Genomic DNA, 20214 nt, shown 5'->3' with positions numbered 1-20214 from the left:
GTTTATTCCCTTAGGAGGGCGTATGCCTAATGTGACCATACTGGACAGCGTAGTCCGTTTCCTCGATCGTCAGCACGGCCTGTATATCAACGGCCAATGGCAAACCTCACAGGCCGAATCGCGGTTGGCGGTCTATAACCCAGCCGACGGCAAACAAATCTCCTGCACCGCCGATGCCAACGCCGCCGATGTGGAACTGGCGGTCACCTCGGCCCATCAGGCCTTTACCGCTGGCGTTTGGGCACAGCGCCTACCCGCCGAACGTGAGCGTATTTTACTGCGCTTCGCCGATCTGGTTGAGCAACACGCCGAGGAGTTGGCCCAGTTGGAAACCCTGGAACAGGGGAAATCCATCAACATCTCCCGCGCCTTTGAAGTAGGTTGCACGCTGAACTGGATGCGCTACACCGCTGGGCTGACTACCAAGATCGTCGGCCAAACCCTGGATGTCTCCATTCCGATGCCACCGGGAGCCAAATATCAGGTCTATACCCGCAAGGAGCCAATCAGCGTAGTGGCCGGGATTGTCCCCTGGAACTTCCCGCTGCTGATTGGCATGTGGAAGGTAATGCCAGCCCTGGCCGCAGGCTGTTCCATCGTCATCAAACCGTCTGAAACGACGCCTCTTACCCTGCTGCGTATAGCGGAACTGGCAAGCGAAGCTGGTGTGCCACCGGGCGTGTTTAACGTGGTGACCGGCAAGGGAGCGCTCTGCGGTAAGGCGCTGACGGAACATCCGCTGATCGCCAAAGTGAGCTTTACTGGCTCCACGCCGGTGGGTAAAGGGATCGCACGCGCGGCGGCGGATCGGTTGACCCGCGTCACGTTAGAACTGGGCGGTAAAAACCCGGCCATCGTACTGAAAGATGCCGATCTGCAACAGGTGATCGAAGGGTTGATGGCCGGCAGCTTCCTCAACCAGGGGCAGGTCTGCGCCGCCAGCTCACGTATCTATATCGAAGCACCGATTTACGATCGACTGGTCGCCGGTTTTGAGCAGGCAGTGAAATCGCTTTCTGTCGGGCCGGGGATGGATGGCAACGCCCAGATCAACCCGCTGGTGTCCAAAGAGCACCGCAACAAGGTGGCCGCCTATCTGGATGATGCCCGCAACAAACACGCCGAGTTGATCACCGGTGCCGCCGGGCCTGATTTACAAGGCTTCTATATTCCCCCAACGCTGGTGATCAATCCCGATGACAGCCTGAACCTGGCGCGGGAAGAAGTGTTTGGCCCGGTCGTCAACCTGATCCGCGTAGCGGATGCCGAGGAGGCGCTGCAGAAGGCCAACGATACCGACTATGGCCTGACGGCCAGCCTGTGGACCACCAGCCTGCAAGCGGCGATGGCTTATACGCCACGCATTCAGGCGGGCACAGTGTGGGTCAACACTCATACGTTAATCGACGCCAACATGCCGTTTGGCGGCTTCAAGCAGTCTGGCAGCGGCCGTGATTTCGGCCCGGACTGGTTGGATGCTTATACCGAGTCCAAATCGGTGTGTATTCGTTACTAACCGTTCTGCATCCGTTAAATAGTCAGGGGGCGAATTCTCATTCGCCCCCTGTGTTATTAGCCGTCACCCGATATCGCTGCTTCCCCTCACCCCAACCCTCTCCCACAGGGAGAGGGAGCTGGTACGGAGTTAGGCTCAGGTGCAGGAGTCGTTCTTTGGCATACTGCTGACAAACGCCAACAGAACCAAACCGTAGGGGCGCATGCTGCGCCCGTCTGGATAATCAATAGGTTGCCGGAGCTCGCTGTTCCTCTACTCCTTCAATCTCTCCCACAGGGAGAGGGAGCTGGTTCGGAGTTATGCTCAGATGCAGGAGTCGTTCTTTGGCATACCGCTGACAAACGCCAACAGAACCAAACCGTAGGGGTGCTGCATGCTGCGCCCGTCTGGATAATCAATAGATTGCCGGAGCTCGCTGTTCCTCTACTCCTTCAATCTCTCCCACAGGGAGAGGGAGCTGGTTCGGAGTTAGGCTCAGGTGCAGGAGTCGTTCTTTGGCATACTGCTGACAAACGCCAACAGAACCAAACCGTAGGGGCGCATGCTGCGCCCGTCTGGATAATCAATAGGTTGCCGGAGCTCGCTGTTCCTCTACTCCTTCAATCTCTCCCACAGGGAGAGGGAGCTGGTACGGAGTTAGGCTCAGGTGCAGGAGTCGTTCTTTGGCATACTGCTGACAAACGCCAACAGAACCAAACCGTAGGGGCGCTGCATGCTGCGCCCGTCTGGATAATCAATAGATTGCCGGAGCTCGCTGTTCCTCTACTCCTTCAACCTGGCTTACTGCTGCTTTTGCCCATTCAGATTCAGCGTTGGTGTTTCATCGAAGAAGTTCCACGGTTTGAGCAAGGCGTGCACCCACTCGGTTGGCATAATCGGCCACTCTTCCGCTCGCGCCACATGGGTGGTGCCGGTGGTGAGCCAGACCACGTCGTCGGTGTTGTCTATCGGCTGATTGTCCGCCGTGTACTGGCCCAGCCCGGTATCGTGGATCGAGCGATTCGGGTATTTGCCTTCCGGATAGCGTTCACTCGGGTTATAGCGGGTCACCCACAGTTGCCGATCCATAAAGCTCAGACGGTGGTAAATCCATTCGTCCTTGCCAAAATTGGCCCCCTTGGCGATCGGGTGCGTACCGCCCGCATACGGGATCAACTGATAGGAAACCGGGTTACCCATCTTGTTCAACCGGCTCGGGTTGCTCAGCAAGCGGATGGTGGAAGGATCGAATTTCTGTGCCGCCTGCTGTTCGGTGGTGACCTTCACCTGATCGACCTGCATGGTGCTGGTGCGCGGGCCGCCCCGATCGTTAGGCTTCACATCCGGGTTCAACTCTACCAGGCTGTTATTTTCGCCATCCACATCCATATCCAGCCGGAAGTTGTAAATGTGCTGATGGGTGGTGCCCACAATGTTGTGATCGATTAGCGTGCCATATTGCGTATCCTGCTTGGCCGTCGGATCCTGCATGGTTCTGGCTTTCACCCCTTTCACCGCTTCGATACCCGTTGCCCCAGCGTCGATACCAATGGTGCCGTTCTGGTGGAAAACCCAGTCGAAGATGTAATCGTAGTTGCCTACCGTACTGATCCAGCGCACCACCAGTTCACGGCGTTCGGTGCTGATATTCGGCTGCCCCATTTCCTGATGCTTGTACTCCGGCCCGGCGTAACGCTCAAAGATGGCGATGGCCCGTGGAATAGCGGTCGGCTTGCCGGTGTAATCGGCGATGGTTTCATCCAGCAACACCGCGTTTTGGGGTGCATCTTTGCCAAGAGCAATCGGTGAGGTTAGCGTGCCCATGCCGTAATCCCCGGCATCCAGATAGGCTTTGAAATACCAGCCCACGTCCGGATCGCCATAAGGCACGATCATGCCGCCCAGCGACCCTTCATACATCACCTTGCGCTTACGGCCGTTATCGTTATAGGTCACGGTTGAGATCACCGGCCCGACGCGGGAATTCAGATGCAGGTGGAAATCCCAGTTCTGCCAGTGGATGGTGTTGCCGGTGATGGTGTAGTTTTTGCCTTCCGGCTCAATAATATCCAACGGTTTGATTTTCGGGGCCTTACGATCGCGTCCGTCATACGGCGTTGGCTTCATCGGCACCGGGATCACCGGCCCCTCTTCAATTTTGATGATTTTCTTCTGTTCGAGGTCGACCACTGCTACCAGGTTTTCGATCGGATGAGCCCAGTAGTTGCCATCGCCAACGTCGAGATAGCTGACCACTTTCAGCAGGCGTTGGTCCTGTTGCAGGCCATCTTTGCCATCAAAATAGCCAACGGTCAGCGGCGTGGTGATCACTTTGCTCGGGTCCGCAACGCCATGTTTCTTCAGGGCTTCGGCATACTCTTTACTGGCGTTGATAATGCTCTGAACGCTGGCGAAGTCATCCAGCAGCACCATTCCCTGAGCGTCTTTGATCGGCTGCCAGGACAGCACTTTTTTCTGTTGCAGATCGACCACGGTTTCAATCACGTGTACCCCGTCGAGCAGCGTGATGTCGGCCTGCCGGGGCTGCTGTACGTCGCGACCGCCTAGCACGAACTGCCAGACCTGGCTTTTTTCCGGTTCACGCAGCGAGATTTCGGTAAAGCGCACGTTGTTTTTATACTCCGGGGCCGCCTTGATGATAGCGACCGCCGCGTTAATCTCAGCCGCACTCAAGGGATTTAGCGGATGGGCCCGATGTTCCACCGCAAAGGTCTGATCCAGGCCGGATTGGAACACTTCGTTGATAAACTCGTCGGACATATAGGCCGTTTTACCCTTGAACACCACCGGCACCTGTAATCTCAGCGGCTTGCCGTTAACGATGGCTTCGCGGCTATCCGGTTTGACCTTCACATAGGCGCCGTCTTTCACGATAACGAACATGCGGGCGTAGTCATCCCACTGCACGCTGGCACCAAACTCCTCCAGCGTTTTTTGCAGCGGAACCATGTGTGCCGCAGCGCCATGTGCCAACGCCGCTGTCTGCCAACCCGCGCCGATCAGCAAGCCTAACGCCAGCGCAATCGCCGCTGGCAGACGTTTGGTTTTGATTGTTGTTGTGTTAGCTACCATCTTTCCCCCGTCACCCATCAAAGAGACATTACCGCCGTTGTTGTTGTGATGAGCCCGTTTTACGGGGCCCCAATTCACCATAGCAACTCTTCACTGGGGATATTTTGTTGTGCTTGCCATCCGATTTGCCACTCCTGACAATCTGCTGGCAAATCATCCAGGCGGGGTTACAGATACTGCTTGCGGTACGCGCTCGGTGAGACGCCAAAACGGGCTTTGAAGGCGGTGGAGAAATGGCTGTGATCGGTAAATCCCCAGTCATAACCAATATTGGCCAGCTTTTGCCGCTCCTTGGCCTGGCGCAAAACCTGGGCGCAGAGATCCAGACGACGGTTTTTAATGTACTGCGCCACCACCAGCCCCTTGCGGGCAAATAGCCGGTACAGGCTACGCACGGAGACGCCGATTTCACTGGCAACCCATTCTGGGCGCAGCTGTTCGGACTGAATATGCTGATCGATAAACGCCAGCGAACGGGTAAAAATGCGCTCATGGCTATCTTGCCCCTCGTCTTGCTCCATCAAGGCAGGTTGTAACAAGGTGGCCACGGCGTTAAGCACCGCTTCGCTCTCCAGGCGGCTCATCTGCGTATTCTGCATACTGCCCAACACTAACTGCTGGCTGAGTTTAGCCACTGCGTTATCGGCGGCAATACGCCGCGCACAGGGCAGATCGGTAAAACGCAGCTGCTGCTCGAGATAACTACGCGGCAGCAACAGTGATAACTGGCGGGAACCCTGTTGGTAGGTAAAGCTGCTGGGCTGCGCGGCGTCAATCAGGGTGATATCCCCGGCAGACAGCACCGCCTGCCGATCGCCCTGCTCCATAACCGACTGGCCACGCAGTTGGAATACGGTAAAAAAGTGGCAACCGTCACTTTGCTCTACTTCGCGGCGGGTGCGGTAAAGCCGGGTCTGGGCAGCATCGACTACGCTCAGGCGTAATGCATGGGTGTGGAACTCCTGGATCGCACCGGCAAACCCAGGTGCCAGGGTTTTGGCACAAAACCGGCCACAGGCAGAATTGATTTGGCCTAACCACTGTTCAAAACTGGCATCAGCGAGCCGGGTAGCAACCACCATGATTAACCCCTTGAAACATAAGTAACAAAAGAGAACAGGCTTATCGTACTGAGCAGCATGCCCCGATAGCTGCGGCAATGTGGGCATCCGCCAGAAAATTAACATAACAAACCGATAACATACGTTCAACATTGTTCAGGGGGTTTGATGCTGAGATCACAAACTACAGATAAAGGATAGCTTTCGTCGCGGGGATAATTGCTATAAATAATCGCAGAAAGAAGAAGAGAATATGGGGGTGAAAAGGAAAGGTACGACACCATCCGTAGTGCCGTACCTTAACGATTACTTGCGATTAAGCACCGCAGCGAGCCAGATCGGCTGGTTCACGAGTCAAAAAATCACCGAACTTGCCTTGGCAGGTGGCAACGCGACGGCAAACGGTTACCGCAGAGGTACCGGTACCTGTGATTTGACGCTCATAGGTAATAACACAACCAAGTACATAACCACCAATAACATTTGAAACTTCAGATGCGTTTAATTTTTTCATAAATATATCCTTATAGTAATTACCAAAATGAACTTTCACTATTTTACTAGAAAATAACTTTAGTGTGACGAGATATAATCGTCTTAAAGCGAATAAATTATAATAATAGAATAAATCCACAGTCAACATTAAAGCCTTACCTGCCCTACGTTATGGATTGGTCTTGATTAAAAACAAGAATAATCCATAATTAAAAACCCTAAATATACGTTCATTGTATGATTAATAAAAAAATATCTGGCATAAGATATTACAATATCGGTAACAGGAATAAACCCAGCTGATAATTTATCATCGCATTGGGCTTTATTGAATAGCGTTCGTCCTGGTCAGTCCCCAGCAGCAGACCAAACACGAGTTGATTACGTGATCTATATCACTGTATAAATAAACAGTACATGTAACATAACCAACCAGGAACAACAATCAATACCACTGGAGAATACCATGAATAAAAATATCGTTAGCTGGTTTGAAATTTATGTTACTGATATGCCACGAGCAAAGAAATTCTATGAGGCAGTATTCAACACGCGGTTAGAAAAACTGGAAGCCGAGGGCATGGAATACCTAATATTCCCTTACCAGGAAGGTGGGGAAGGGTCTGGCGGCGCACTGGTAAAAATGGCTGGTGTGCCAGTTGGAGCAGGTGGCACCATGGTTTATCTGTCATGTGAGGATTGCGCCGTAGAAGAAAGCCGCATTGTCCCAAACGGCGGTGAAATCCTGAAAGAAAAATTTGCCATCGGCGAAAATGGTTTTATTTCCATCGCCAAAGATAGTGAAGGCAACGTGATTGGCCTGCATTCCATGAAATAATGCTGTCAGGCTATAACGCTTGCAAGTATACCCACGTTATAGCCTGATGCCATAACAATACGCCAATGATGCCCCTCACCCTAACCCTCTCCCAAAGGGAGAGGGGATCAGATCGAGTTCATTGATTGCTCTGCATAATACCCAATCTTTCTTCTTACGCCCTGATGTGGTTCTGAAAATTCGGCGACACGCTATGGATGGGGAGGTGATCGAGTTTTCTGAGATTATCTATTTACGTCTAAAAGAGCTGGGGCTATCAGCTCCCTCGCCTTGTGGGAGAGGGGATCAGATCGAGTTCATTGATTGCTCTGCATAATACCCAATCTTTCTTCTTACGCCCTGATGTGGTTCTGAAAATTCGGCGACATACCATGAATGAGGGGGCGATCGAGTTTTCTGAGATTATCTATTTACGTCTAAAAGAGCTGGGACTATCAGCTCCCTCGCCTTGTGGGAGAGGGGATCAGATCGAGTTCATTGATTGCTCTGCATAATACCCAATCTTTCTTCTTACGCACTGATGTGGTTCTGAAAATTCGGCGACATACCATGAATGAGGGGGCGATCGAGTTTTCTGAGATTATCTATTTACGTCTAAAAGAGCTGGAACTATCAGCTCCCTCTCCCTGTGGGAGAGGGTTGGGGTGAGGGGAAAACCCAATAGCTCCATTTATTACCCGCATCCTTTTCCACTCTTGTAGATTATTAATAAATTTGACAAAAAGTCACTTTTATCATTTATTTAATGCCGCTGATCGCTCAGCCACACCCGCCGTCAAATCAGATAAAAAAACTGACTGAGGCTGATAAAAACTCTTTTTTATTTCACCAGGAAGGGAATATGCCGCTACATTTACGCCATTTAGTCTTAATACCGCTATTAACGTTGGTGGCTTGCCATCAACCTACTGCCACCAACCCCACTCATTCCCTCGCCGCTACGGCTAAAAGTTCACCAGCAGTAATCAGCAATGCCCGGTTGGAAATCTCACAAAGCGCGCTGGAATATAACACCCACAAGATTCAGCAACTGTTGGGCGATAAAACTACCCTTTGCGCCATTTTGAAAGGCGATGCCTACGGGCACGACCTTTCGCTGGTGGCACCCGTGATGATCAAAAATCACGTGCAGTGTATTGGCGTGGCTAGTAACCAAGAGCTGCAAACCGTGCGCGAACTCGGCTTTAAAGGCCGCCTGATGCGCGTGCGCAATGCCACCGAAGCAGAAATGCGCCAGGCTACCGACTATGACACCGAAGAGCTGATCGGTAATCTGGAAATGGCGAAGCGCCTGGATGCCATTGCCGCCCAGCAGGGCAAAACCCTACGTTTTCATTTGGCACTGAACTCTGGCGGCATGTCACGTAACGGCCTGGAAGTCAGCGAAGCTGCCGGATTGGCTGAAGCCAAGGCTATCTCTGCATTACCTCATCTGAAAATGGTCGGCATCATGTCCCACTATCCTGAGGAAGATGCAGCAGCGGTGCGCAAGGATCTTGCCCGCTTTAAGGTGCAATCCCAGCAGGTGCTAGACATTACCGGGATCAAACGCAGCGACGTGACCTTACACGTTGCTAATACCTTTGCGACCCTCACCGTACCAGAGTCCTGGCTTGATATGGTGCGCGTTGGCGGGGTGTTTTATGGCGATACCATTGCCAGTAACGACTATAAACGCGTGATGACCTTCAAGTCATCCATCGCGGCACTCAACCATTACCCTAAAGGCAATACTGTCGGTTACGATCGTACCTACACCCTGAAACGCGATTCGCTATTGGCTAATATCCCTGTGGGCTATGCCGACGGCTATCGCCGGGTATTCAGCAACGCGGGTCATGTGCTGATCCAGGGGCAGCGGGTTCCGGTAGTGGGCAAAACCTCGATGAATACCGTGATGGTGGATGTGACCGACGTGAAAGGCGTCACTCCTGGTGATGAGGTGGTGTTCTTCGGCAAGCAGGGTAATGCAGAAATCACCGCCACTGAAGTCGAAGACATCAGCGGTGCACTGTTTACCGAGATGTCGATCCTCTGGGGCGCGACCAATAAGCGCGTGTTGGTGGATTGATGCCAAGATCCGGCAACGGCAAACCGTCATTGCCGGATCAACCGATGCAACAAGTTAACTTGGTCAGTTTCAATATTTGAGCGGCAGGTGGTAAATCTCCTTCAGCACGCCATCCTCAAGTTTCACATATCCCCCTTGCTTCAGTTGCGCGAGGATCTTCATGATACTACTGCGTGATAGGTGAGTTTTTTGCTGAATATACTGGGAGGCAGAAATACGCTCTCGGAATTGCGCTGGCTCGCCCATCAACTCTATCAGTTGAAAGCGCAGAACTTCATATGCGCTGGGGGCCGCAAGATAGGTGCCCAAAGTAAACAACCGGTGTGTTGCCCTGAATATATGCCGGGATAGCAGCTCCCACAAATTGAGCCGCGAAACCAGTTGCCTCGCCTCCGATAAAGTGAGGGTGGCAATTTCGGCCTCGCTTTGAGTCTGGATAAATATCCCCCCTTCCGCATCAACGATGCCACCGATCCCGACAATGCCGGGAACACGCAGTATGCTGATGAGGATCTCATCGGCGCTATGATGGAATCCGCAGATCCCACTACGGATAAGATAACAATACGAAACCCCATCTTTAAAAGGGTAGAGCCGGGTTCCAGAAGGAATCATGTCAAAAGAAGCATGGGGGCTCAGTTTTTCAAACAGTTCGATCGTCGCGGCATAATCATGGGGAAACGGCTCAGCTTTCCTGGTCATAGTGTTTGTCAGCGCATGCAGCCAAGTGGTTAAGATTAGCTTAAATCTAGCATATTCTGGCCAAGAGCCAGGCCCCCTGACCTAGACAAAAACCAGGCCCCGCACGGCAGCGTTCGAAACCGCCGTGGGATCCTATGATTACTGATAAGTGAAAGCCATCTGCACTATGCTGCTGAAAGTACCGGGGCCGGTATCGCTGAAGCTCATCAGCCGCCCGGCCAAGGCGTAAGTGGCATTATGCTGTGCATCAACCGATACGGTCATGCTACTACCGTTCCCTTGCACCAACGTTTTATTGGCCGCCTGTGCCAACTGTACCGCGGCATTCACCGCAGTACCTGCATTATCATACAATGTTGCATCAGCCGTAGCTGGCGTACCGCTAAAAGTCACCGTCGCTGAGGTGGTACTTGGTGGGCAATTAACCAGCTTAACCTCAAACGACTGCCAATCAGAAGCATTGCCAGCGGCCCTCATTTCGTTAAGGCGGACCTGGCCAAAGTCCACATCCTGACTGACCGAGGCGGTATCAACAGTACAGGGGCTTGCCACCACTATACCGTTAATATTGAGATCCGTAGCCTGAACGGCACTACTCATTATTCCCGCCACGATGATTAGCAATGTACGCGTTATCAGTTCGCTCATTCAGGCATCTCCTTGCGCAACGACGGGCTTAGTTATAGGTAAAGTTGGCTTGCACCAATGCAATGATACTGCCTGGCATTACGTTACCGGTCGGTGTCACGGCACGGGCACTCAGCGCATAGGTTACGGTTCTGTCCGCCTGTACCGCTTGAGTCAGGGTGCTGCTGTTGCCCAAAATCGTACCACCACTGGATAATTCAACCGCCAGCGGGGTTGCAACCCCCGTATTGAGGTACATATTGGTTTGCGGAGCCGCAGCAGCCGTACCGGTAAAGGTCACCGTAACATTGCTCGTCCCTACCGGGCAGGAGGTTAACAACAGATTAAACGCCTTAGGTGTCGTCCCTGCACCGGCAGTCTCCAGCGTATTGGCTTGAATGCTGGTGCCTAGATCAACGTTAAGGTCGCTATTGTTGTTATTCACCACACAGGGCGAAGCCACAACATTCCCGGTAATATTGATATTGACCGGATCGGCTATCGCGTTATTATACCCCATAGCCATAGCTAATAAGACTAATAGCACATGCTTCACTACTGCTTTCATAATAAATCCTTTTTAGGTGACATTTATCTATCGATAGTTAACATTCAAGGTGGCAATCGTATTAGCTGTACCCGCCGTTACATCAGTCAGAGTACGATAATAACGCGCCGTAAATGGGATATTTTCCTGGCCACCGCTGGTATACCTTGTTGGTATATTAGCGCCAATGGGCAGCGGGATATCATTATTTAATATCTGAATGCCAATGCCTCTTGAAGTCCCAGCCATTCCCGCATTACTCACCTGGAGCACCCCATCAGCTCCCGTATCTGGATTTGGTGTGCCGTTTAATAACACGTAGATCGCTACTTGTGGCTGGCAATTCAGCAATACGTTAAATGTTTTATCTTTGGCCGTTGACCCCACCGCGGGTAAGTCATTGCCTGTAACATCGTCCAGCGTTACCGATTGGTTTTGTGACCCCACATCTACGCTACAGGAATTAGCTATCACATTAATATTAAATGGATTAGTGACAGCCAACCCTTGCCCATTAACCCCTGTTTGGTTACTACTTGTCCCGTTAACCCCCATCAAGGTTAATGCCGGAATACTGTATACGCCCGGCGTCAATGCGGCCGTGGTGATGAATTTTACTTTGACGGTCACAGATACTGATGTTCCATATGGATTACCGGTATAGGGTGTAGTTGCAACATTATCTATTGGCATAGGATAAAAAACACCACTGAATGAATCGCTGATAGCGGCAATAAAACCGATTCCTGGTGTTCCGGTGTTATAGACATTATAGACCACGCCTCCATCCGAATAAGTCAGACCTGATGAGGAAATATAACCAAATGCGGTTAAACCATATATTTGCTCCGTACAGTTGGTTATCAACTGAGCAGAAACCTGCCACCAATCACCCACAGGATTTTCAGTGGAAATGCCGAAAGATGGGATATTAAACGTCATCGTGGATACGGGAACTCTAACATCATAGTTATTTGTGCAACCTGCTCTAGCCGTATTAATCAATAACCACCCACAGACCAGCAGCACTAGCACACTACGGACTCTCATCCATCGATTCATTCTGTTATTTCGCATTGACAACCTCACCGACACTGCTCATTCAGGGTCTGAACGCCAGCATTCTCTGTTGTTTTTTTCACCAGGGAGTAACTCACCTGACACTGTTGGTCTGCTCCTGCCCCCCACTTCACTGTGAGCGAACCGCTGTCCGCCAGACCAGTCAGATAGACCTGGCCCGCATCGCCGACGATAAAGCCCTGTGTGGTTTTCTGCGCAGGATCGCTCACCGTGGCACCAAACGGCACTGGCGCGCCGCCAGTTCGGAGCAGCGTCATCAATACACGCTGGCCCACATTGGCCTCGAAATTGGCCCGCACTACAGCACCGCGGGTCGGTACCACATTTTGGCTGGTCAGCGTCAGGTCGACGTTATCCGGCAACGTTGCGGTATTCAGCTGTACCTGGTTTTTGCGGTACGGACTGGTGTACGGCACGATGGCGTAACCCCGCCAGTCGGTTTTCACCCCGGTCTGGTTGCTGACGCCTACCCCCCTGGCGCCCGGTGCTTTCACCAACGCAATGGTCTCCCCCATCGGCTGACCAAAAGTGATACCGTCCTGATGTACCACGATCCCGCCCTGCACACCATAGTTCACGCGTCGGCTGTTGTTATCATAGGCATATCCGGCATTCACTTCCCCGTAGGTGCCACGATAGTCGGCGTTCAAGTTGCCGCTGTTACCCACGCCCTGGCTGCCATAGCCTTGCTGTGCGCTCCAGCTCAGGTTGTTGTCCGCAAGTGCCGTACCGTTGAGGCCCACCGTGTTGGTGGTCCCCCCTTGCTGACTGCTGTTCACGTTGTAGCTGGCATAAGTGTTTTTCAGCCAGCGATCCAGCGGGATACTGACGTTAAAGGCAAACACCTGGTCACGGTCATACACCTTGCCGCTGCCGTTGCTGGCGCTCGCGTTCTCGTTGTAGCTGTAGTTCAAGCCATAACTGATGCCATTCCAGCTATTGCTGTAACCGGTACCGATAGAACGCATGGTACGATCTGAATTCCAATAGTCTTCAGTTACCAGGCTCAGTGAAAGCGATCCTGCCCCTTGCCACAGGCTCTGGGTCATGGTCAGTTCGGTACGGTTACGCTTGCGTTCGTTAAGCGGCATGCTGAACTGGCGATCGCGGTAGGTATCCAGCACTTCCTGCAGGCTGTAGTAACCGTCCGTCGAATAGCGATAACCGGCAATGGCAAAGTTGGTACCGGTCTGCACAATGTTTTTGCTGTAGCGGATACGCCACGACTGGCCATTGTCTTTTGCCCGGTCTTGCATCGTTGACCACGCCTGGGTAACGTCGGTAGAAAATGCCCCAAAGTCACCGAGGTTTTTACCTACGCCCAGCGCCACCGACTGGTACTTGCTGGCAAACTGCCCACCACCATAGGCAGTAAAGCCACGTGGCAAACCGTAAATCGCCGTCCCCTGACCGAAACTGGTTTTGTCCACGCTGCCGTCATAAGAACGGTACTGCCCACTGGTGGCGCTGTACTTCAGGCGACCTTCACGCTGTAAGACGGGCAATGAGGCAAACGGCACCACCAACAACTGTTCGCTACCATCGGCTTCCTTGATTGTAACGAACAGGTCACCACTGCCCCCAGTCGGGAACATATCATTGATTTCAAACGCGCCTGGAGCCACATAGCTCTGGTAAATCACGTAGCCGTTCTGGCGGATAATCACCTGCGCATTGGTACGAGCAATACCGCGTACCACCGGCGCATAGCCTTTCAGGCTGTCCGGCATCATGTCATCGTCCGAAGCCAGTTGTGCCCCACGGAACGGGACGCTATCGAACACGTCACTCGGTGAACTGCTGTCACCCAGCGTCAACTGGCTTTTCAACGCGACAATATTGCGCTGCGCGTAGGTATAGACCGTATCCCACTTGCCTTGGCCATTACTGTCGCGGTTGTAGGTCGTGTAGTTACGCAGACGCCATGGCCCCAGGTTGATGCCCGGGCGCAGGTTGGCGTACTGGCTGTTATCATCACGGCCATCGCCATTGCGAGCATAATTGTTGGAGCCGCTCAGACTGTAGTTAAGTAACAGTGCGGGGATACCGTTATCCCATTGGTTCTCCGGGACATAACCCCGCGCCTTCTGCGAGATAGCCGCCTGCGGGACGCCCAGCAACAGTTGCTGAGCACTAAAACGGAATTCAGCACTGGCCTGTGGGATACCGCTCAGGTTGGCACACTCGCCCTTGGCATCACCCAAGCCGGGAAACAGATCGGTTTTCACGCCCATGGCATTCAACGATGCGACGCTCAAACACGGCTGCAAGCTCTCTTTGCCGCTAGCGTCTTTCTGCATGCGGAACTCGACGTCGCGCGTATCCTGGCTTTCATTGTTAAGATAGATATCAACCCGGTAAGTGCCCGGAGCCTGGTTGGCCCCGTCTTCAAACACAGTCAGATCGGTACTGCCCTGATGCGGGTTGTCAATCTCCAGCATCGCCGGGTTAAAGTAGTCACGGGCCTGCGCGCCAAAGGAGACGCAACCCAGCATCGTTAATTGAGCAGCAATCAAATACGCCAACCGGCTGATACGCGGCTGTGGGGTAAGTCTGGCCCGACTTTTAGGGGTATTCATCCGTTTTACTCCGTTGCCTGCAGGGCGAAGAACAACCCTGTGTCCTGATCCTCACTGCCTGTGAGAACGCTTACTGTTTTTAGATCTTTGGCAGGCTCAATCAAACTCAAAGTGGCTTGGTGTGTTCATTACCAATGCCGCCGTAGTCGCTGATGATTTTCCAGCTCACGCTGCCACCGCTGGATCCGGCAGGCAGTGCAAAGGTTGCGGTGTCCATCGGGGCCACATAGGTCGCCTCTTTCAGTTCCTTACCGCCCACCTTCACCAGCTGAAAATTCATATAGAACGGTGTCGGATTGGTCACCTGCACGCTGTTGCCTTTACGCTGCCAGGTCAATTTTTCGGTCTGTTCTTCCGGCACGCCTTTCAGGCCTTCCGGGCGGTAAATCAGCTTGATGCGTGTCTTGACCGCAATCTGCAACGTGTTCTGATTGGTATCCTTAGTTACTGACGGGATGGACTTGATGTTCATCCAATACAGCGATTCCTTATCATTTGGCAGGTTGCCGCCTGCACGCACTACGCGCAGCACGTTCTCTTGGCCACCGTCCAGACGGAATAGCGGAGGGGTCACCATAAAGGGGGCTTTCTCAGCGCCACCGGTAGTGGTCTCGATCCAGCTCTGGATCAGGTACGGTGTTTTGTCCGGGTTGTTGACGCTCAGTGAAGACTCCTTCTTGCCGCCGTCATAAATCAGCCGCGTGCCACCTACAACTATACCGGCCTGAGCCACACTGGCGGTCGCCAGCAAGGTGACTAACAGCGTGGTAGGAATAAATTTCATAGTCAGGATCCATTAAAGAGAAGAAAAGCCGGCAAACAAGCGCCGGCTCGAAATAATCATCTGGCACCTACAAGGCACCCCACAACTTAGTTGTAGCTGATGTTAAATAAAGCTACAGCGTTAGCTGCACCCACTGTCATGGCAGTAGAGGCAACCGTCGCGATATACTGCGCTTTGAAGTTCAGGGTGTTATCGCCAGCAGTCAGAGTGTATGGTTCAGAAGCAGTACCCAATGTCACTACGTTGTCAGCACTGTCTAACAGTTGGATACCTACACCTGTTGCACCACCAGCAGTCAGAGCCAGTACTTGAGGGTTGCCACTATCATAAGCACCATCAAACGTCACGTTAGCGGTTGTTGCCGGGCAAGCAGTAACGTTAAGAGCAACTACTTTTGCCGCAGAAGTGGTACCAGCAGCACCAAATGAAGTTACAGGTAAATTACCGAGGAATACTTCCAATGGATTCGCCGGACTGTTAGTTACCGTACAACCAGTAGGAATGAGTGAACCAGTGAAATTCACCTGGCCTTCAGCTGCGTTAGCAGAAACACAAAATGCAGAAGAAATCAGCACAGCTACAGCGATCAGATTCTTTTTCATAACAATTTTCCTTGAGTATATTAAACTTGGCTCCGGACAAAACAAAATCGTGACCATCTCCAATAGAGATAATAAGATTTTTAATATCTGAATTTCCATGCCAGTTTAGGTTTGTAACTAGTAATATAAATTACCCAACCAATAAGGAACTTCTTTCTTAGTAAGGTTTTGTATTCAGACGCAGGGGATAGAGCAGTTATTAACAACCTCACTCGTTATCACCTAAGAACATTCTCGTTTAAAATGGCAAGATCCTCAAGATGTTTGTTGGTGTAATTTTACACCGCTTAACTCTCTTTTTTAATAACGCCAAACCGCCCCTTCAGATAACTTTTAAATGATAAAAATCATGATATTACCGTTGGCAATAAAAAGCAGATAATAATAGCTCTCAATTAACTACTGGCATACAGGCTCTGGGGAAGGTTATTAAAGATAAACCTGCGCCAGGTTTGGGTTGGCACAGGTTTTAACGAGGAAGATAGGCCGCTGTTTTAATACTTAAGCGGCAAATGGCAGATTTCTTTCAGGATACCGTTATCCAGCTTAACAAATCCCCCTTGCTTAAGCTGCGAGAGGATTTTCATAATGCTGCTGCGGGACAGGCGCGTTTTTTGCTGAATATACTGTGCCGCAGAAATATTCTCTCTGAATTCAGCCGGTTCGTGCATCAACTCCAACAGTTGAAAGCGGAGGATCTCGTACGCGGTAGGGGCATTGAGGTAGCTACTCAACATGAAGAACCGGTTGGTAACCCGGTAAATATGCCTAGACAGCTGTTCCCATAAATTGTCACGAGCAATAATTTGCCTGATTTCCTGGGTAGGAACGGTTGCTATCTCTGAGGTCGTCTGTGGATGTAAAAACAGTGCAGCGTTGGCCGCCAAAGCCCCTCCCACACCAATGATGCTGGGTACATACATGACGTTGATTAAAATTTCATCAGGCCCATGATGCAATTTGCAAATGCCGCTGCGTATCAGATAACAGTACGGCTCACCCTCTTTAAACAGGTAAAGCCGGGTTCCTGGTAGGACAACCTCAAAGGTGACATGGGGGCACAGCTTTTCGAACAGTTCGACTGTCGCAGCAAAGTCATCATCGCCATGTTGTTCTTTTATACTCATAAAACCTGTCAGCGTAGAAGGTGATCTGCTTTCAATTTAGCATATCAATACCTTCTACGCGTACCTGCAAAAGGCGACCAAGCGACAACGTTGGCACACTCAATTCGGCAAAGGTTTAAGCATTCTTTGAAGACGTTGGGAATAATGAGCTGATTTTTTAGCAAGTGGAGCAAGGTCAGCAGGTCTTGATCGGTGCCAACGTTAAACTTCTTCATGATGAGATACTTATGTGAACTCACCGTTTTAGTACTGATCTTCATCTTTCTGGCGATAGCATGAGTCTCTTCCCCCAGATAAAAACGCGTAGCGAAGCTAGCCTGCTGCACTGTTAGCGTCTGGTGCTTACAAACCTGGCAGTTTAGCTTGGCCGGAGCTTGCGTCTCTAGCAGGCTACGCAACCAACCCTGCATAACAAGATCCGCTACTTTATCCCGAGAGTCTGAACGGTTGATAAAAACACTATTTGACTGGCATAAGGGGAGTTGTCCGTAGGCTATTTCAGTCTCTCCTTCAACTATCCCAATCAGCAGGCAACCTTGTGGGCGCATTTTGATCATCGGTTGGCAGAGAAATTGCTCACCTGCAGAAAAATTCTTGACGATGATGTTGGCGTGCTTAATAGAATCACTATCCAGTACGTTAAAATGGACTTGTTCACTGTGGCCAAATAAATCCGCCAGCAACCACTCCATACCGATACGATACAAAGTATAGCTATCCTCAAAGACAACGTTCAATGTTTACATCCTTTAACAAATCTATTCAGTCAGGGAAAAATCTTTTTTAGCTAAAAAACAGATTCACCACTAACAGTTAACAGAATTAAGACCCTTGCAATTTGCATGCAGGAATAGACTAATGGGCTTATACGATATGCTTTAATAAGGCAAACACAGCCCATCATAAAAATTAAAATACTGGGATTATTCTGATACGATAGCGCGAGGATATTCAAGCTTTTTCTCGGTGTAATTTTACACCCTTAAATAACTTTTAAAACCCATTAAAATTAGCATAATCCTCCCTTTTGAAAGACTAGCTATACATTGCTGGTGGCTAACCGCGCGCCACGGAGGGAATCAAGGTGAGCAACGAAATAAAACCTTCTATTACATACGATTGTAATATGATACATAAAAAGCCCTTGGCCGAAATCGAACTACTCTTGCGGCATCTCTCGCCACACGCCAACAAGGTTGAAACAAAAAACAGGCAATCACTTAACTACATTGCAGGCGGGCAGCATCACTGTTTTCTGCTGCACAAAGGTAGCGTGACGCTGTATCGCAACATTGATGGCATGGTGTTGAACTCAGAGTCTGCGCCCTACCTCTTTGGCATCAGCACACAACTGCTAGAGGCTGACTATCTCTATATTCGAACCCAGGAGTCCTCAGAGGTCAGCGTTATCTCCATTGAAGAGGCCAATAAAATCATTGCCAAAGAAGATCTCTGGCAAAGTTTATCTACCCTGTTAATTTATACGGCAACCCGGGTCTATGACCATTGCACCAAGATTTCGTCACTCTCGTCCTATGAAATCATCTGTTATCAACTCTTTGAGTTAATGGGTGAACCGGAAGAAATCAGAAACAGCGTCAGCATCGTTTCCTATATTAAGAGCCGTACTTTTCTTTCACGCAGCAGTATTATGAAAATCCTGGCACAGTTGAAAACCGGAAATTATATCGTGACGGATAAGGGCTTGCTTAAAGCAATAAATAATATCCCATCAAGATATTGATCTTATCGTGAGTACCGGATCCAGCGTAAGCACGCGGAGGTTGATAACGCGGCTTCCAGGATACACTCTGCTGGAAGCCACGATGGGCAATACGCTTACTCGTCGAAGAACCAATAACCCTGATTAACCAGGCCGGTTAACTCGGCAACGAACGCCGGGTTTTGCAGCGCCTCACCTAACTCTTGCTTACCGACGATAGTGTAACGGCATAGGGCATCGGCGGCGTTAGGCTCGACGGTATCCAGGCGTTCGCTGTTGATAAAGAAGCTGCCCCCCACCTCCAGCACTCTTAAGCCACTCAGGCGAGTCAGGACGGCACCGTCCATCAACGCTTCGATAACCTCATCCTGCTCGTAAGGTGGTTGCGCTGGGGCGATATCCAACTCGTGGCGTGGCGTGGTCACGAAGCGGCCAAACCACTGTTTAAAATCTTCCGGCTGATTAATCAGATCCGTCATCATCCCACGCAGGCGATCGAGCTCATACTCTTCAACCCGGCCTGGATGTTCCCGGCAGGTTAAATCAGGATCGCTGTAATGCTCGCCCCCGAGATCGTTTTCCAGCGCATAGTCCGCGAAGCTGCTGATTAAATCCCTGCCGTTAGGGCCACGGAAGCCAACGGAATAGTTGAGCGCGGTTTGGTGGGTAAAGCCGTCGTGCGGGAAGCCCGGCGGAATATACAAGATATCGCCCGGCGCCAGATCTTCATCGATAATCGGCTCGAAAGGTTCCACATGCAGCAGCGCCGGATGCGGGCAAAACTGCTTCAGCGGCAGTTTGTCACCCACTCGCCAGCGGCGGCTCCCCATGCCCTGGATGATAAATACGTCGTACTGATCGATATGCGGCCCTACGCCGCCACCAGGAACAGAGAAAGAGATCATCAGATCGTCCAGCCGCCAGTCCGGTAACACGCGGAACGGGGTGACCAGCTCCGCTGACGGGGCATGCCAGTGGTTAACCGCCTGCGCCAGCAGCGACCAGCCGGTTTCCCCCAGGTTATCAAAATGCTCGAACGGCCCGTGGCTGGCCTGCCATTGACCATGGGTTTGGCTGACCAGACGGCTGTCTACCTCAACCTCCATCGCCAAACCGGCCAACTCGTCCGGGGTGATCGGATCGACAAAGTTCGGGAAGGCATTTTTTAATACCACAGGTTGTTTTTGCCAGTATTTCTCTAAAAATTCGGGCCAGTTAAGATTCAGTTGATAAGCCATGGTTCCACACCAGTGAGAAGACAAACGGGCCTGATTATAAAGAGGCTGCCACCCATGCCGCCTTGTCATTGGTCAATGACTGGGCGTTCAATCAGGCGAAAATAATGCCCCTCACCCCAACCCTCGCCCAATGTACAGACCGGGGACATGGT

17 protein-coding genes are annotated in these 20214 nt (G+C 51.3%); 4 read left to right on the top strand and 13 right to left on the bottom strand.

Annotated features, from left to right (window positions below; all coding sequences use genetic code 11):
• Window positions 1-22: 22 nt before the first annotated feature.
• Window positions 23-1516 carry an aldehyde dehydrogenase family protein gene (locus WN53_RS13890; RefSeq protein ID WP_024483876.1) on the top strand — a complete coding sequence of 498 codons (1494 nt, stop codon included), beginning with the start codon at window positions 23-25 and terminating at the stop codon, window positions 1514-1516.
• Window positions 1517-2296: 780 nt separating this feature from the next.
• Here the strand turns inward: WN53_RS13890 and tynA are convergent.
• From tynA to WN53_RS13875, 3 genes are all read right to left on the bottom strand, one after another.
• On the bottom strand, window positions 2297-4588 hold the full coding sequence (gene tynA, locus WN53_RS13885) for a primary-amine oxidase (RefSeq protein WP_046808468.1): 2292 nt from the start codon (window positions 4586-4588) through the stop codon (window positions 2297-2299).
• 167 nt (window positions 4589-4755) lie between these two features.
• Window positions 4756-5670 carry a transcriptional regulator FeaR gene (feaR, locus tag WN53_RS13880; RefSeq protein WP_024486880.1) on the bottom strand — a complete coding sequence of 305 codons (915 nt, stop codon included), beginning with the start codon at window positions 5668-5670 and terminating at the stop codon, window positions 4756-4758.
• A 295-nt stretch (window positions 5671-5965) separates the two neighbouring features.
• Window positions 5966-6163, bottom strand: a complete 198-nt coding sequence (locus WN53_RS13875; RefSeq protein WP_046808084.1) for a DUF4762 family protein — start codon at window positions 6161-6163, stop codon at window positions 5966-5968.
• A gap of 447 nt (window positions 6164-6610) precedes the next feature.
• On the opposite strand from WN53_RS13875, the gene WN53_RS13870 reads away from it, so the two are divergent.
• Complete coding sequence (locus WN53_RS13870; protein ID WP_024486881.1) at window positions 6611-6982, top strand: VOC family protein; 372 nt, start codon at window positions 6611-6613, stop codon at window positions 6980-6982.
• Between the two features lie 841 nt (window positions 6983-7823).
• Window positions 7824-9053 carry an alanine racemase gene (alr, locus tag WN53_RS13865; protein WP_024486243.1) on the top strand — a complete coding sequence of 410 codons (1230 nt, stop codon included), beginning with the start codon at window positions 7824-7826 and terminating at the stop codon, window positions 9051-9053.
• Between the two features lie 69 nt (window positions 9054-9122).
• Here alr and WN53_RS13860 read toward each other — a convergent pair whose 3' ends face one another.
• From WN53_RS13860 to WN53_RS13820, 9 genes are all read right to left on the bottom strand, one after another.
• Window positions 9123-9755 carry a winged helix-turn-helix transcriptional regulator gene (locus WN53_RS13860; protein ID WP_024486244.1) on the bottom strand — a complete coding sequence of 211 codons (633 nt, stop codon included), beginning with the start codon at window positions 9753-9755 and terminating at the stop codon, window positions 9123-9125.
• Between the two features lie 138 nt (window positions 9756-9893).
• Window positions 9894-10403, bottom strand: coding sequence for a fimbrial protein (locus tag WN53_RS13855; protein ID WP_024486245.1), 510 nt, complete (start codon window positions 10401-10403; stop codon window positions 9894-9896).
• Window positions 10404-10431: 28 nt separating this feature from the next.
• Window positions 10432-10950 carry a fimbrial protein gene (locus tag WN53_RS13850; RefSeq protein WP_024486246.1) on the bottom strand — a complete coding sequence of 173 codons (519 nt, stop codon included), beginning with the start codon at window positions 10948-10950 and terminating at the stop codon, window positions 10432-10434.
• Window positions 10951-10977: 27 nt separating this feature from the next.
• Entirely contained in the window at window positions 10978-11979 is a 1002-nt protein-coding gene (locus WN53_RS28670) for a fimbrial protein (protein WP_158645282.1), read from the bottom strand.
• Window positions 11980-12014: 35 nt separating this feature from the next.
• Window positions 12015-14588, bottom strand: coding sequence for a fimbria/pilus outer membrane usher protein (locus WN53_RS13840; protein WP_024486248.1), 2574 nt, complete (start codon window positions 14586-14588; stop codon window positions 12015-12017).
• 106 nt (window positions 14589-14694) lie between these two features.
• The gene (locus WN53_RS13835) at window positions 14695-15372 is read right to left on the bottom strand and encodes a fimbrial biogenesis chaperone (protein ID WP_024486249.1); all 678 of its coding nucleotides are present in this window, start codon (window positions 15370-15372) and stop codon (window positions 14695-14697) included.
• Window positions 15373-15458: 86 nt separating this feature from the next.
• A complete protein-coding gene (locus WN53_RS13830; RefSeq protein ID WP_024486250.1) occupies window positions 15459-15974 on the bottom strand; it encodes a fimbrial protein in 516 nt (171 codons plus the stop codon).
• A 494-nt stretch (window positions 15975-16468) separates the two neighbouring features.
• On the bottom strand, window positions 16469-17101 hold the full coding sequence (locus tag WN53_RS13825; RefSeq protein WP_024486251.1) for a winged helix-turn-helix transcriptional regulator: 633 nt from the start codon (window positions 17099-17101) through the stop codon (window positions 16469-16471).
• 44 nt (window positions 17102-17145) lie between these two features.
• Window positions 17146-17838: a helix-turn-helix transcriptional regulator gene (locus WN53_RS13820; RefSeq protein WP_024486252.1), complete on the bottom strand. Its 693-nt coding sequence runs from the start codon at window positions 17836-17838 to the stop codon at window positions 17146-17148.
• A 347-nt stretch (window positions 17839-18185) separates the two neighbouring features.
• Here WN53_RS13820 and WN53_RS13815 point away from each other — a divergent pair, with 347 nt between their 5' ends.
• Window positions 18186-18845 (top strand): winged helix-turn-helix transcriptional regulator, encoded by a 660-nt coding sequence (locus tag WN53_RS13815; protein ID WP_235167037.1) that lies wholly within the window; start codon window positions 18186-18188, stop codon window positions 18843-18845.
• 95 nt (window positions 18846-18940) lie between these two features.
• On the opposite strand, the gene WN53_RS13810 is transcribed toward WN53_RS13815, so the two are convergent.
• On the bottom strand, window positions 18941-20062 hold the full coding sequence (locus WN53_RS13810) for a ribosomal protein uL16 3-hydroxylase (RefSeq protein ID WP_024486254.1): 1122 nt from the start codon (window positions 20060-20062) through the stop codon (window positions 18941-18943).
• Window positions 20063-20214 lie beyond the last annotated feature (152 nt).

Source organism: Serratia fonticola (assembly GCF_001006005.1).
Lineage (GTDB): Bacteria > Pseudomonadota > Gammaproteobacteria > Enterobacterales > Enterobacteriaceae > Chania > Chania fonticola.
Note: the sequence above shows the minus strand (reverse complement) of the source record. Positions and strands in the feature narration are given on the sequence as shown.

Excerpts from the sequence above, each read along its gene's own strand:
- WN53_RS13890 (WP_024483876.1), top strand. The coding sequence starts at position 23 with ATGCCTAATGTGACCATACTGGACAGCGTAGTCCGTTTCCTCGATCGT.
- tynA (WP_046808468.1), bottom strand. The coding sequence starts at position 4,588 with ATGGTAGCTAACACAACAACAATCAAAACCAAACGTCTGCCAGCGGCG.
- feaR (WP_024486880.1), bottom strand. The coding sequence starts at position 5,670 with ATGGTGGTTGCTACCCGGCTCGCTGATGCCAGTTTTGAACAGTGGTTA.
- WN53_RS13875 (WP_046808084.1), bottom strand. The coding sequence starts at position 6,163 with ATGAAAAAATTAAACGCATCTGAAGTTTCAAATGTTATTGGTGGTTAT.
- WN53_RS13870 (WP_024486881.1), top strand. The coding sequence starts at position 6,611 with ATGAATAAAAATATCGTTAGCTGGTTTGAAATTTATGTTACTGATATG.
- alr (WP_024486243.1), top strand. The coding sequence starts at position 7,824 with ATGCCGCTACATTTACGCCATTTAGTCTTAATACCGCTATTAACGTTG.
- WN53_RS13860 (WP_024486244.1), bottom strand. The coding sequence starts at position 9,755 with ATGACCAGGAAAGCTGAGCCGTTTCCCCATGATTATGCCGCGACGATC.
- WN53_RS13855 (WP_024486245.1), bottom strand. The coding sequence starts at position 10,403 with ATGAGCGAACTGATAACGCGTACATTGCTAATCATCGTGGCGGGAATA.
- WN53_RS13850 (WP_024486246.1), bottom strand. The coding sequence starts at position 10,950 with ATGAAAGCAGTAGTGAAGCATGTGCTATTAGTCTTATTAGCTATGGCT.
- WN53_RS28670 (WP_158645282.1), bottom strand. The coding sequence starts at position 11,979 with ATGAGAGTCCGTAGTGTGCTAGTGCTGCTGGTCTGTGGGTGGTTATTG.
- WN53_RS13840 (WP_024486248.1), bottom strand. The coding sequence starts at position 14,588 with ATGAATACCCCTAAAAGTCGGGCCAGACTTACCCCACAGCCGCGTATC.
- WN53_RS13835 (WP_024486249.1), bottom strand. The coding sequence starts at position 15,372 with ATGAAATTTATTCCTACCACGCTGTTAGTCACCTTGCTGGCGACCGCC.
- WN53_RS13830 (WP_024486250.1), bottom strand. The coding sequence starts at position 15,974 with ATGAAAAAGAATCTGATCGCTGTAGCTGTGCTGATTTCTTCTGCATTT.
- WN53_RS13825 (WP_024486251.1), bottom strand. The coding sequence starts at position 17,101 with ATGAGTATAAAAGAACAACATGGCGATGATGACTTTGCTGCGACAGTC.
- WN53_RS13810 (WP_024486254.1), bottom strand. The coding sequence starts at position 20,062 with ATGGCTTATCAACTGAATCTTAACTGGCCCGAATTTTTAGAGAAATAC.